Origin of the sequence: Comamonas sp. A23 (assembly GCF_004522605.1) — a bacterium.
Classification (GTDB): Bacteria; Pseudomonadota; Gammaproteobacteria; order Burkholderiales; family Burkholderiaceae_C; genus Comamonas; species Comamonas thiooxydans.
The window spans coordinates 96,748-109,521 of the sequence record NZ_RSDT01000007.1; the positions used below are offsets into that span (position 1 = coordinate 96,748).

The 12,774-nt window shown below is 63.3% G+C and carries 12 protein-coding genes; 7 read left to right on the forward strand and 5 right to left on the reverse strand.

Going from position 1 to position 12,774, the window contains the following annotated elements; genetic code table 11:
- Nucleotides 1-34 precede the first annotated feature (34 nt).
- Complete coding sequence (locus tag EIC84_RS16480; RefSeq protein WP_003069236.1) at nt 35-1,960, reverse strand: methyl-accepting chemotaxis protein; 1,926 nt, start codon at nt 1,958-1,960, stop codon at nt 35-37.
- Between the two features lie 273 nt (nt 1,961-2,233).
- Here EIC84_RS16480 and EIC84_RS16485 point away from each other — a divergent pair, with 273 nt between their 5' ends.
- Entirely contained in the window at nt 2,234-3,217 is a 984-nt protein-coding gene (locus EIC84_RS16485; protein WP_003069234.1) for a proteasome-type protease, read from the forward strand.
- Between the two features lie 57 nt (nt 3,218-3,274).
- Nucleotides 3,275-4,150: an alpha/beta fold hydrolase gene (locus EIC84_RS16490; protein WP_003069232.1), complete on the forward strand. Its 876-nt coding sequence runs from the start codon at nt 3,275-3,277 to the stop codon at nt 4,148-4,150.
- Between the two features lie 135 nt (nt 4,151-4,285).
- On the opposite strand, the gene EIC84_RS16495 is transcribed toward EIC84_RS16490, so the two are convergent.
- Nucleotides 4,286-5,110, reverse strand: a complete 825-nt coding sequence (locus tag EIC84_RS16495) for an undecaprenyl-diphosphate phosphatase (RefSeq protein WP_003069230.1) — start codon at nt 5,108-5,110, stop codon at nt 4,286-4,288.
- Between the two features lie 213 nt (nt 5,111-5,323).
- Between EIC84_RS16495 and EIC84_RS16500 the strand changes: the two genes are divergently transcribed.
- Nucleotides 5,324-5,602 (forward strand): PsiF family protein, encoded by a 279-nt coding sequence (locus EIC84_RS16500; RefSeq protein WP_003052901.1) that lies wholly within the window; start codon nt 5,324-5,326, stop codon nt 5,600-5,602.
- Between the two features lie 63 nt (nt 5,603-5,665).
- Here EIC84_RS16500 and EIC84_RS16505 read toward each other — a convergent pair whose 3' ends face one another.
- Together EIC84_RS16505 and EIC84_RS16510 are read right to left on the reverse strand one after the other, a co-directional pair.
- The gene (locus tag EIC84_RS16505; RefSeq protein ID WP_003069226.1) at nt 5,666-6,925 is read right to left on the reverse strand and encodes a PepSY domain-containing protein; all 1,260 of its coding nucleotides are present in this window, start codon (nt 6,923-6,925) and stop codon (nt 5,666-5,668) included.
- Between the two features lie 12 nt (nt 6,926-6,937).
- Entirely contained in the window at nt 6,938-9,109 is a 2,172-nt protein-coding gene (locus EIC84_RS16510; RefSeq protein WP_003069224.1) for a TonB-dependent siderophore receptor, read from the reverse strand.
- Between the two features lie 282 nt (nt 9,110-9,391).
- Here EIC84_RS16510 and EIC84_RS16515 point away from each other — a divergent pair, with 282 nt between their 5' ends.
- The 4 genes from EIC84_RS16515 to EIC84_RS16530 are packed head-to-tail and all read left to right on the forward strand — an operon-like array spanning nt 9,392 to nt 12,021.
- Nucleotides 9,392-9,796 (forward strand): DUF2306 domain-containing protein, encoded by a 405-nt coding sequence (locus EIC84_RS16515; RefSeq protein ID WP_003069222.1) that lies wholly within the window; start codon nt 9,392-9,394, stop codon nt 9,794-9,796.
- A 36-nt stretch (nt 9,797-9,832) separates the two neighbouring features.
- Nucleotides 9,833-10,117: a 2TM domain-containing protein gene (locus tag EIC84_RS16520; protein ID WP_003069220.1), complete on the forward strand. Its 285-nt coding sequence runs from the start codon at nt 9,833-9,835 to the stop codon at nt 10,115-10,117.
- 24 nt (nt 10,118-10,141) lie between these two features.
- A complete protein-coding gene (locus tag EIC84_RS16525; protein WP_034362998.1) occupies nt 10,142-11,209 on the forward strand; it encodes a sensor histidine kinase in 1,068 nt (355 codons plus the stop codon).
- On the forward strand, nt 11,206-12,021 hold the full coding sequence (locus EIC84_RS16530; protein WP_003069215.1) for a LytTR family DNA-binding domain-containing protein: 816 nt from the start codon (nt 11,206-11,208) through the stop codon (nt 12,019-12,021). The genes EIC84_RS16525 and EIC84_RS16530 overlap by 4 nt, the downstream gene beginning before the upstream one ends.
- Here EIC84_RS16530 and EIC84_RS16535 read toward each other — a convergent pair.
- A complete protein-coding gene (locus EIC84_RS16535; RefSeq protein WP_003069213.1) occupies nt 12,008-12,679 on the reverse strand; it encodes an ATP-binding cassette domain-containing protein in 672 nt (223 codons plus the stop codon). The genes EIC84_RS16530 and EIC84_RS16535 overlap by 14 nt on opposite strands.
- Nucleotides 12,680-12,774: the final 95 nt, after the last annotated feature.

Consider the following 12,774-nt stretch of genomic DNA (forward strand, 5'->3'; position numbering starts at 1 on the left):
AAGCTCGGGCCTGATCCCTTCAGGCCCGGCCTGTTCAGGCCTCCAGCAGTTGCGGCTGCTGCTCCTGCACGGACAGGCTGCGCTGCGGTACTTCGCCCAGCTTGAAGGCAGACACCTCGCCCATCAGACGTGCGGCCTGCTCGCGCAGGCTGGTCGCTGCAGCGGCCGACTGCTCGACCAGAGCTGAGTTCTGCTGCGTGGCATCGTCCAGCCCGGCCACGGACTGGTTGATCTCGGCGATGCCGCGCCCCTGGGTCTGCGAAGCATCGCTGATCTCCTCGATGATTCGCGTCACCCTGGCCACGGCGTCCAGCAACTCCTGCATGGTGGCCCCCGCATGCGCCACCTGCTGCGATCCGCTGCCCACCTGGGTCACGGAGTCAGTGATGAGTTGGCGCACTTCCTTGGCAGCTTCGGCCGAGCGCTGGGCCAGGCTGCGCACCTCGGCCGCCACCACGGCGAAGCCCCGGCCCTGCTCGCCGGCACGCGCAGCCTCCACCGCCGCATTCAGCGCCAGGATATTCGTCTGAAAGGCGATGGAGTCGATCACGCCGATGATGTCGGCAATCTTGCGCGACGAGTGGTTGATGCCCTCCATGGTCACCACCACCTGCTGGAAGGCCGTTCCGCCACGCTCGGCCACGCCGCGCGCCGACTGAGCCAGGTCACCTGCGCTGCGCGTGGCTTCGGTATTGGCCTGCACGCTGTCCGTCAGCACCGACAGCGATGCCGCCGTCTGCTGCAAGGCACTGGCCGCCTGTTCGGTGCGCTGGCTCAGGTCCTGGTTGCCCTGGGCCACTTCGGAGCTGGCCACGGAAATCGAATCGGCGGCCTGGCGTACGGCCCCCACCATGCGCTCCAGCGACGAGACAAAGCGGTTGAAGGCCGAGGCCAGCGCCCCCACCTCGTCATTGCTCTCCACCGGCATACGACGGCTCAGATCGCCATGGCCGTCGGCAATCTCCTCCAGCATGCGCGCCGCGCGCCCCACGGGCGCCGCAATCGCCCGGCTCACCAGCCAGATCACCAGCAGGCCGATGCCGCCGCCCACCAGGCCGGCCACGGCCGAGGTCAGCGCAATGGTTCGTCGCACGCCGCCCAGCACCTGAGCCTCGGGCAGCTCGGCAACCACGTACAGGTCCAGCTCGGGCACATAGGAGGAAGCAATCAATTGGCGGCCCGAGGGCGCCTCGTACATGGCATGGGCAAAGCGCTCGCGGTTCAACAGCGCAGCGCTGAGCTCGGCGCTGAAACCGGGCCGGTCCTTGAGCCAGTGCTTGCCATCCACCAGCGCCGGGTCGCGGTGCACGAGAATGCTGCCGTTGCCGCGCACCAGGGAGACCGAGCCGGACTCGCCCACCTGGTAGGCGCGCACGGCCTGCGCCAGCTCATCCACCGACAGGCCCAGGCCCGCAATGCCCTGCCTGCCCTGGCCGGCATCGAAACGGACATTGATGAACAGCATATAGGCGTTGGAGCTCACGTCCTTGTCGATCTCCAGCACCTGCGACTTGTCCCCGGCCAGTAGCTCATAGAACCATTGGTCACCCTGGCCCTTGGGCGCCAGCTTGCGCATCGGTCCCTGCTCGCCGAAATACTGGCCCGTGCTGCCCGACACCCAGAACACCGATGAGGCCCCGGCCTGCTGCTTGACGGCCTGGGCATACCTTGCCCAGGCCGCATTGCCATCCTCGGGCTCGCCCGCGGCTTCCCAGTCCAGCACAAAGCTGTTGCCGGCCACCGACCTGGCCATGGCCAGCGGCGTACCGATCTGGCGCAGTATGTCGTTGCGGATCTCCCCCACCACGGCCGGCAGCTCCTGACCCACCACACGCTCGCGCAGGCTGGCCCCCGTCAGCACAAAGCCCAGCGTCGTGGAAATCGCCACGAACAGCAGCAGGCAGCTCACCATGCTGGACATGAGCTTGGTCCGTATCGACAGGTTGCGAAATGCGTGCATGGGATTCCCTCTTCTAACCAGCTGTAAGCAAGTGTTCGATCAAGGGGCGGCATCTTCTCACGCATACAGGCGCTGCATCTCAGGGACTTCCTCAGCCCGTTCTCACACCCAGGCATGGGCGCGGCACCGGCAGCAGTTACAGAGCCATAACCGGCATTATTAAAACCCTTCTAGAATCGCGTAGCAGCCTGTGTTTGAAGCTATACATTTAGAAGCACTCAGCGCTTGCTGCGCCTGACATTCATACGTTTTTCATTATTGTCTTTATCACCCATGACATACTGCGTCGCCCTCAAGCTCAACGCCGGCCTGGTGTTTCTGTCCGACTCCCGCACCAATGCCGGACTCGACCAGATCAGCACCTTCCGCAAGGTCATGCTGTACGAGCAACCGGGCGAGCGCTTCATGGTGCTGCAATCGGCCGGCAATCTGTCCATCACCCAGTCGGTGCGCGAGCTGCTGGAGAGCTTTCAGCTGCACGACACGACCACGGACGAGATGCTGACCATCTGGAATGTGCGCAGCATGTTCGATGCCGCGCGCGTGTTGGGCGCGGCCGTGCGCCATGTGCATGAGCGCGAAGCCACGGCCCTGCAGCGCGCCGGGGTGGACTTCAATGTCTCCATGATTTTCGGCGGCCAGATCCAGGGCGAGCGCATGCGCCTGTTCCAGGTCTATTCGGCGGGCAACTTCATCGAGGCCACGGGTGAGACGCCCTACTTCCAGATCGGCGAATCCAAGTACGGCAAGCCCGTGCTGGACCGCGTCATCACCTCCGAGACCCCGCTGGACGAGGCCGCCAAGTGCGCTCTGGTGTCCATGGACAGCACACTCAAGTCCAACCTCTCGGTGGGCCTGCCGCTGGATCTGATCGTCTACGAGAACAACCGCTTCGCCACGGACCGCATTGTCTGCCTGGATGCCGACAACCCCTATCTGCGTATGCTGCACGACAGCTGGGGCGAGCGCCTGCGCCATGTCTTCGACAGCATCGACGACCCGGCCTGGGACGGCGGCCAGACCGATACGCCGATTCGCATTCACAGCCCGCGTGCCCATCCTCTGGTCAAAGTGGGAGCTCCGACCGCCTCGCGCTCGGCCCATGGCCTGGGTGCGGGCAACTGCCCGCCCGCCGCGCTGCGCCAGCCCGTGGTGCCGGCTCAGGCGGGCCTGAGCATGGCCAATGAATACCAGCGCCTGCAGACGGCAGAGGAGCAGGCGCGCATGCAAAGACAGGCAGGCCTTTCAAGGCGCTAAACTGATCGACGCTCCGACGCCCCTTTGGGGGCGTTTTTCATATCCAGTCCGCCTCTCATGTCCCAGCCCACTGCAACAACCGGCAAGCCCAACACCCTGCCCGTGGTCTTCGCGCACGCCAACAGCTTTCCCATCGGTACCTATCGCCTGCTGTTTTCTCTGCTGCGCCAGCGCGGCATCGAAGCCGGCGGCGTGCAGCGCTTCGGCCATGATCCCAAGCGCCCGGTCACCAACCACTGGCCGCATCTGGTGGACGAGCTGATCGAATACATAGAGCAGCAGGTCGGGCGGCACGGCCAGCCGGTCTATCTGGTGGGCCACTCGCTGGGCGGCATTCTGAGTTTTCAGGCCGCCTCCAAACGCCCCGATCTGGCGCGCGGCGTGCTGCTCATCGACTCGCCCCTGCTGGGCGGCTGGAAGGCGAACGCCGTGGGCCTGGCCAAGCAAACGCAGATCGTGGCCTCGGTCTCTCCCGGCAAGATCAGCCAGCGCCGGCGCACCACCTGGGCCAGCAACGAAGAGGCGCTGGAGTATTTCCGTGGCAAGAAGGCCTTTGCCCAGTGGCACCCGCAGGTGCTGCAGGACTATGTGCAGCACGGCCTGGAGGACGACCAGGACAAGCGCAGCCTGCTGTTCAGGCGCGAGGTGGAGACCGCCATCTACAACACACTGCCCAGCAATCTCAACAACCAGCTCCGGCGTCACCCCGTGCGCTGCCCGGTGGCCTTCATCGGCGGTCGTTCATCGGTGGAGATGCGCCAGGTGGGCATGGAGATGACGCAGCGCATCACCCGCGGGCGCATCACCATGCTGGACGGCGGCCATCTGTTTCCCATGGAGCGGCCCGAGGCCACTGCCGCCGCCATCGAGGCTTCGCTGCTCAATATGGAGCAGACTATTTTGCAGAAATCTGCTGGCAGCACTCACAAATAAATAGCTTCTTGCGCTTTTCAGCTAACGATTTCAGCATCAAAACAACCTGAAATTCAATCAGAACAAGCGCTGCAAGCTATTAAAAAAGCCGCTTGCTATCACGCAAGCGGCTTTTTTGTGGGCAGCACCAAACGCTCAATGGTGCCAGTCCACGATGCCGGTATAGGCCGTCACCAGCACGATGATGCCGAAAACGATGCGGTACCAGGCAAACGGCACAAAGCTGTTGGTGGAGATAAAGCGCAGCAGCCAGCGCACGCACAGCCAGGCACTGATGAACGAGAAGATCAGGCCCACGGCAAACAGAGGCACATCCGCCATGGACAGCAGCGCGCGCTCCTTGTAGAGGCTGTAGACGCCCGCGCCGATCAGCGTGGGCATGGCCAGGAAGAACGAGAAGTCCGTGGCGGCCTTGCGCGACAGGCCCATGAGCATGCCGCCGATGATGGTGGAGCCGCTGCGGCTGGTGCCGGGCACCAGGGCAAAGCACTGCACCAGGCCGACCTTGAGCGCATCGAGAGCGGTCATATCGTCCACCGACTGCACGCGGGTGGCGGCGGCGGGGCGGTTCTCGGCCCAGAGAATCACGAAACCGCCGAGGATGAAGGTGGTCGCCACGATGACCGGCGTGAACAGATGCTCCTGCACATATTTGCCGAACAGCAGCGCCAGCACCACGGCGGGCAGGAAGCCGATGATGACGTTGAGCGCAAACTTCTGCGCCTGGCGGCTGCTGGGCAGCTCCACCAGCGTGTCCCGGATCTTCTGCCAGTACACCAGCATCACGGCAAAGATGGCTCCGGTCTGGATCGCGATCTCAAACACCTTGGCCTTGCCGCCGACAAAACCCATCAGCGACCCCGCCAGGATCAGGTGGCCGGTTGAGGAAATCGGCAAGAACTCGGTCAGCCCTTCCACAATGCCCATGATGGCGGCCTTGACCAGCAATAAAGTATCCACGCGAATCGTCCTTTGGATGCAGGGTTGAAGCAAAGCCGCCCATTATCCGCTCGCCATTTTCCCGTTCGCGCTCACAAGACCTTTTCCGGCCGCCTATCGACAGACAATCGCAAACTTTTACAAGACACGGTCGGCGCTTCTGGGCAAAGTCACGCGCTTGTGCTGCAATAGCTGCGCGCCGGTTGTCGGCGTTTTTTCAAAAATCACACCATCATGAAAAAATTTGTGGTCCTGGCTGTTGTCTCCCTGGCCTGCAGCATGAGCATGGCTGCCGGCGACAAACCCAAAACCGCCCAGCAGCAGCTCATGGGCACCTGCAACACCGAAGCCACGGGCAAGAAGGGCGATGAACGCAAGGAGTTCATGAAGTCCTGCCTGTCCGACGGCAAAAAGCGCCAGCAGGAACGCATGAAGAGCTGCAATGCCGACGCTGCCGGCAAAAAGGGCGACGAGCGCAAGGCCTTCATGAGCGAATGCCTGAAGAAGGACTGAGCGGCTTTGCCGCCTCCGCGCAGCGCGCAATGCACAAAGCCACCGCAAGGTGGCTTTGTGGTTTCAGGCTGAAGCAGTTGCCAGGGCCGTTCGCCGGGCACGGCGTTTTCTCCACCAGATGATGACCCCGGTGATGGACAGCATGGCCACCATCACGCCGACCAACGATATCAGCACACGTCCGAAGGTGCCCAGGATGCGACCGCTGTGCAGCGGCAGCTGCAGCTGCACGAAGACATCGGCTCCCGTGCCGTGCCAGGGACGATAGCTGCCCAACACCTCGCCGCTTTCCGAGCTCACATAGACATTGGACAGCCCCATGCCCATGGCCCCGGTTTCGTCATCGGGATCGAAGAAGGACACGTTGTAGAACGGGAAATCCCCGCCATACCAGATGCCGCCGGCCTCGGTCTTGATGCCCAGCTGCAACGCCTCCTTGCGCGCGATCTCGATGGCCGTGGCAAAGCCGATCTTAGGCTCGATAAAGCTGCCCAAAGGTGCCGGCTTGAGCGTCTCGTAGGGGCCGGGCGTGGTGGTCGATACCTTGCTCATCACGGGGTAGAACACCTCGCGGTAGAGATTGATCGAGAACGAGGTAAAGGCCACGATGACTATCACGCCCCAGATCCACAGCGCACCCGCGCGGTGCAGATCGAAATTGAGCTTGTAGGTACCGGCGCCCCAGCGTACGCGCCAGGACGGCATCCAGCGCGCCCACCAGGATTTGCCGCCAGCCTTGGCGGGGGCATCCTGCGCCCCGGCCACAGCCGCCTTCTTCTTCACCGGCAGGGTCAGCACCAGTGCCCAGAAGCTGTCGGCCAGCCACAGCAGCGCGAGACCGCCCATGAACCAATAGCCCCAGCGGTTGCTGCCCGCAAACGTGGGACTGAGCAGGCTTTCATGCAGATGGCGCAGCCAGGGCATGAGATTGCGCCAGCTCAGGGCCAGGCTCTTGGAGTCGCGGTGGCCGGTGATGGCACCCGTCACCGGGTCCACGAACACCGTGTTGTAGCCCAGCACATGGGGCTTGCCCGTTGCCTGGTCCACCAGCGGGCGCACCAGAAAGGAAGCCGCCTCGCCCTCGCGCAGGCCCAGGCTCATATAGGAGATCTCGACGCGCGCATCGGCTGTCTGCACGGCCTGGGCCAGTTGCAGCGGCGTCTGCAGCGGGCCGCGTCCCTGCGTGTGCAGCATGTCGGCGTTGAGCCAGTCGTCGATTTCATGATCCCACGAGAGCACGGCTCCCGTGAGCCCGGTCATGACCAGGAAAGCCGCGAGAAACAGGCCGACCCAGCGATGAACCACGGTCCACAGAGCACGCATATCCGCTCAGCCTCAGAAGTTGACCGTGGCGCTGACCGACAGGGTGCGCGGAGCCGACTGCACCAGATAGTTGGCCCCTGGATAGCCGCCCACCGAAGCCCAGTAGTTCTTGTCGAACACATTGTCCAGACGTGCCCGCAGCGTCAACATGCGGTCATTGCCCAGATCGACCAGGTAGCGCGCACCGATGTCGGTGCGCGTCCAGCTGGCGACTTTCAAGGTGTTCGCGGCATTGGCGTACTGGCTTGAGGTATGCGTCACACGCGCATTGAGTGCCAGACCGGATACCCCAGGCACGTCCCAATCCACACCCAGCGTGGCCTGCGTCTTGGGCACGCCGATGGCGTAACGGTCGACCTGGGAGGCGTCAGCCGCCTGCTTGATCTTGGCCTGAGTCAGCGTCAGACCGCCGAGCACGCGCAACCCCTTGGCGGCTTCGCCGAAGACCGTGAATTCCATGCCCTGGTTGCGCTGCTTGCCGTACTGGCCGTACATCTGGTTGACCACATAGCTGCTGGGCACATCGGTGGTGTACAGGGCCGCCGTCGCGCCCAGCGTGCCGCGCTGCCATTTGACGCCCAGCTCTTTTTGCTTGGACTTATATGGCGAGAACACCTGACCGGCATTCAGTACAGGCAGGCTATTGGCCATGGCGGGTGCCACGGCGCCCTTGGTCAGGGCCTCGATGTAGTTGGCGTAAACGGAGACATCGTCGGTGGCCTTGAACACCACGCCCAGAGCAGGCGTAGTGGCGGATTTGCGGTAGCTGTCGGTCTGCAAGCCGGTGTTGTAGTCGTAGCTGCTCTGGTCTATGCGCTGACGACGCAGTCCCAGAGTCACCTGCAGGCGGTCTTCGTACATCGACAGTGTGTCGCTCAGTGCCAGACTGTCGAAGCGGGTTTCGCCCACCTTGTAAGGATTGGCCATGGAGCCACCGAAGAAGGTGTTCTGCGGCATGAGGCTGGCATAGGGGTTGTAGAGGTTGTTGCTCACGCCCGAAGCCATGGCCCAGGCACCGGTCTCCGAGGCGGAATAGGTGCTGGCCGAGGCCACCAGTTCATGACCAACGCTACCTGTCTGCAGACGGGTGCGAATGCCGGCCTCTGCCGTGCCCACGCGGTCCTTGCGCAGGTTGTCGAAACGCGTGCCCGTGGTATCGCCCTGAGCATTGAGCACGGTCACATTGCTATTGATGTTGTCTTCCTTGCTGCGGCGTAGACCACCGGCAGCCCAGGCTGTGGTCGTGGAGTTGATGTCCCACTCTCCGCGCAGGGTGGCGAAAACGTCACGTTCGGTGGAGAAGGCCCAATTCTGAGCGTAATTAGTCTTGTTGTCCGGCACGACAGGGATAAAGTCAGAAGGTGTGACGCTGGGTCGCCCACCGCGATAGCTGTTGCGCTGATAGCCCACATCGGCCGACAGACGCACGTCGCGGCTGCGCCAGTCCAGGCCCAGACCCAAAGCGGTCAATGTACGGTCCTCGCCCTTGACTCCTGTACCGCCGTCGCGGCGCACGGCATTCAGGCGTACGCCCGTGCTCTGGTCCGGGCCGAAACGGCGCGACAGATCTGCAGAGGCATAAGCCTGACCGCCCGTTTGTATTCCCGTGCTCACCTGAGTCAGTGGCTCGCTGCCTGCGCGCTTAGGCAACAGGCTGATCACGCCCCCCACGCCGCTGCCGCCAGGAGCCGCACCGTTGAGGAAGGCATTCGCACCGCGCAGCACCTCCACACGCTCGAAGAATTCAGATGCCACATACTGGCGCGGCAGCAAGCCATAAAGGCCGTTGTAGGCAATGTCGTCGGAATAGACCGGCATGCCTCGCAGCATGTACAGCTCCTGGAAGTTGCCATAGCCGCGCGCCTGCCGCACCGACGGATCGCTCAGTAGCACATCACCCACACTCTTGGACTGAGTGTCTTCGATTAGCTGACTGGTATAGGCCGTCGACGAAAACGAGGACTCCTTCCAGTCCCGCGTTCCCAGAATGCCGTTGCGTGCTCCGGTAGCTACCTGCCCACCCGCAAAAGACTTGGCCAGACCCTGGGCCGAAGCATCGGCGCTGGCCTCCACGGTCACGGTCTGCAGGGCAGCTTCTGATTCAGTGCTGGAAGTCTGGGCAAAAACACTCTGCTGGCTGCACAGTGCGAGGGTAGCCAGGGAAATCGGTCGCAGCAGGAACATTATTAAAGTTATTGAGAATGATTTTCAGAATCGTTAATTCTAATAATCAATCTTCTTGCCGATACCAAACACCCTGAAATCTCAACGGGATCCAGGGCAGGCCGCAAGTCCTGAAGCTGCTGCGTGATATGTGTGCGCGCACAAACAAGCACAAGCAGAACCAATACACCACTCACACCTGCCGAGGTGCAACTGACTCCCTTGTCCGCTCACTTCGTCGCAAAGCGCTGGCCGGCAGCAGGCCCGGCTTGCACAGTCATGTGCAAGCACCAGGAGCCAGCCATGCAACTCACGCCATTGATTGCCTTTCACATGAGTTCCGCCATCGCGGCCACTCTGACCGGAGCCATTGCACTCTGGGCCAGGCGCCATGCCGGCCCGCTGCCCTGGCTGCACAGAATCGCAGGCCGTGGCTTTGTGCTGCTCATGCTGGCCACCGCCATCTCCGCCTTGTTCATACGCGACTTCAAGCTGCCCAACTGGGCAGGCTTCACGCCCATCCATCTGCTGATCCCCGTGACGCTGGGTGGCCTCGCACTGTCCTTCTGGCATCTGGCGCATCGGCGCATCGCCCAGCACCGCAGCGTCATGCGCAAGCTGTACTTCGGCAGCTGCGTCCTCGCAGGGCTGTTCACGCTGCTTCCGGGCCGCCTGCTCGGCAATCTGCTGTGGCAGCGATTGGCCTGATCCCCGCCCTCATCCGACGCTCGACAAGGAAAAAACATGAACTCGATCTCTGAAGACGCTCTGCGCCAGCAGGCACGCCGCCGCGCCGGCATGAAGCTGGGCTGGTATATCCATGCTGCGGTCTATGCCGCGGTGAATCTGGGCCTGATGGCCCTGGCTTTGAGCCAGGGACGGCACTGGGCCATCTACCCGGCTCTGGGCTGGGGTCTGGGCCTGCTGATTCATGGCGCAGTGGTATGGCTGCTGGCACCCGGCAGTCCGCTCTTTCAACAACTGCTGGAGCACGAGCTGAAAACGCTGCAGCGCAGCGAAAAGCGCTAGATGCCGGACCGCCCATCACCTACCATGCCCGTCATGTCCATGTTTGCGCCCACGCCCCTGCTTCGTCACGCCGGCATCACCGTGGCTGCCTGTCTGCTGATCGCTGCTGCCTTGACCGCTCTCGGCCAGGGCCTGTGGGATGTCAATCTCGCCTATTCGCTGGCCATAGGCCTGATCAGCTGGCTGAGCATCGATCTGCTCAGGCTGCGCTGGCGCGAGTCCGACGACATTCCCTGGCCACGCGGCATGCGCGGCATGGCCGTGGTACCGCTGGGAATTGCAGCAGGCCTGATTCTGGGCAATCCACTCGGTAGTCTCTATGTTCAGCAGTTCCATCCCGAGCTGTCGGCCACAGCCCGTCCCTCGCTATGGCTGCCGCTTGCCATCACCATGGCGACCAGCATGGCCATGTCCTGGGGCTTTTATGTGGTGGGCAAGTCGCGCCATCTGCAAATGCAGGCAGAGCAGGCCCAGCGCCAGGCCGCCGAAGCCCGGCTCAGCCTGCTGCAGGCGCAGCTGGAGCCGCATATGCTGTTCAACACCCTGGCCAATCTTCGCGTGCTGATCGCCACCGATGCGCCACGCGCCGAGCAGATGCTCGATCATCTGATTGCCTACCTGCGTGCCACGCTGGCCGGTTCACGCCACGGCACCCACAGTCTTGCCTGCGAATTTGCCTTGCTGGCCGACTATCTGGCCCTGATGCAGATCCGCATGGGCGAGCGGCTCAGCTATGGCCTGCATCTGCCCGCTGAACTGGCCGAACTGCCCGTGCCAACCCTGCTGCTGCAGCCGCTGGTGGAGAACAGCATTCGCCATGGACTGGAGCCCCAACTGGCCGGCGGCCACATCGCCGTTCACGCAAGCATGCTGGATGACAACCGCCTTCTGCTCAGCGTGCATGACAATGGCCTGGGCCTGCCCATGCTGCCTGGCCAGCCGCCTTCCGGCTCCGGATCCGGCTTTGGCCTGCAGCAGATTCGCGAACGCCTGGCCAGCCGCTACGGCGGCGCTGCCCGCTTCGATCTGACAGCAGACAGCGCAGGCGGAACCAGGGCCTGCATCGTATTACCCCTGAAGTCCCAGCCATGAACACCAGTCCGCCGCGCGCCCTGATTGCCGAAGACGAACCGCTGCTGGCCCTGGCATTGCAGCAGTTGCTGGGCCAGCTCTGGCCCCAGTTGCAGATCGAGGCCAGGGTGGCCGACGGCATCAGCGCCGTGCAGCAGGCGCTGACCCTGCTGCCCGATCTGCTGTTCCTGGACATTCGCATGCCCGGCCAGACGGGGCTGGAAGCCGCCGCCGAAATCGCCGATGCCTGGCCCGAAGAGCAGGCGCTGCCGGCGATTGTCTTTGTCACCGCCTACGACCAGTACGCCCTGGCGGCCTTCGAGGCCTGCGCCATGGACTATGTGCTCAAGCCGGTGCAGGCGGCGCGCCTTGGCCAGACCGTGCAGCGCCTGCAGCAGTGGTGGCAGCAGCGCCAGCCGGTACAGGGCACGGACCTTGCCGTGCACAATCACCGTCAGCTCGAACAGTTGCTCGGGCTGCAGCAGCAACTGCTGGGGCAGGTCCCCACCGCGCTGCAGATCATTCAGGCCAGCGCCGGCAACCAGATCCATATGGTGAGGGTGCAGGACATCGTCTACCTCGAAGCCGCCGACAAATATCTGCGCGTGCTGACGGCCGCTCAGGAGTATCTGATCCGTACCCCGCTCAAGGATTTGCTGCCGCAGCTCGATGCGCGCGAGTTCTGGCAAATCCATCGCGGCACCGTGGTGCGGGCGCAAGCCATTGCCAGCGCCCAGCGTGGCGAGTCCGGGCGCCTGAGCCTGCTGCTGCGCGAGCGTCCCGAAAAGCTGGCCGTCAGCCGTCTCTACGCAGCACGGTTCAAGGCGATGTAGCCAGCTCCATCACATCCTCCCAGTCCACACCCTGCATGGCATCCCAATGCGCCACGATGACGCTGCGGGGTCGCGCCGGATTCTTGAGCTCGGCTGCCATGGCAGCCAGCGCATGCTGCACATAACGCTCGGACGGTTTGTCCAGCGCCGCGAGCGGCTCGTCGATCAGTACCAGCTCGGCGGCGCTGGCCCAGCCAGCGGCTATCCACAGCTTGCGCTGCGTGCCCGATGACAGGGCCAGCAGCGGCTTGTGCAGATGCGGCTCCAGCCCGAAGCCCTGCACATGCTGCTCGAACTGCTGCTGCGACCAATGCGGATACAGCGTGCGCTGCAAAGCCACCCAGCTCTCGGCCGGCATCTGGCTGTAGACATCGTTGAGCGGCTGGCGTGGGTCCTGCCAGAAGCAGGAGCTTGCAGCCAGGCGGCCGTTGTCGGCGAACGGATAGTGCAGCAAGCCCATGCGCAGCGGCAGTTGCCCGGCCAATGCCTTGAGCCAGCTGGTTTTGCCCGTGCCCTCGTCGCCTTGCAGCAGGCACAGTCCGGCATGCCAGCAATGCGAGGCCTCATGGGCCACGGTTCGGCCCGGGTAGCCAAAACTCACCTGCAGAGCCTGCACCATGCACAGCGACTCGCAGCCTTCATCAAGTTCAGAATTCATAGCTGACAACGCCTTGTATATATATGTCCACGGCTGATTGTGGCCAAAGAACCCACGGCCATGCGCAAAGCAAGGCACAGGCACAATGGCGTCCC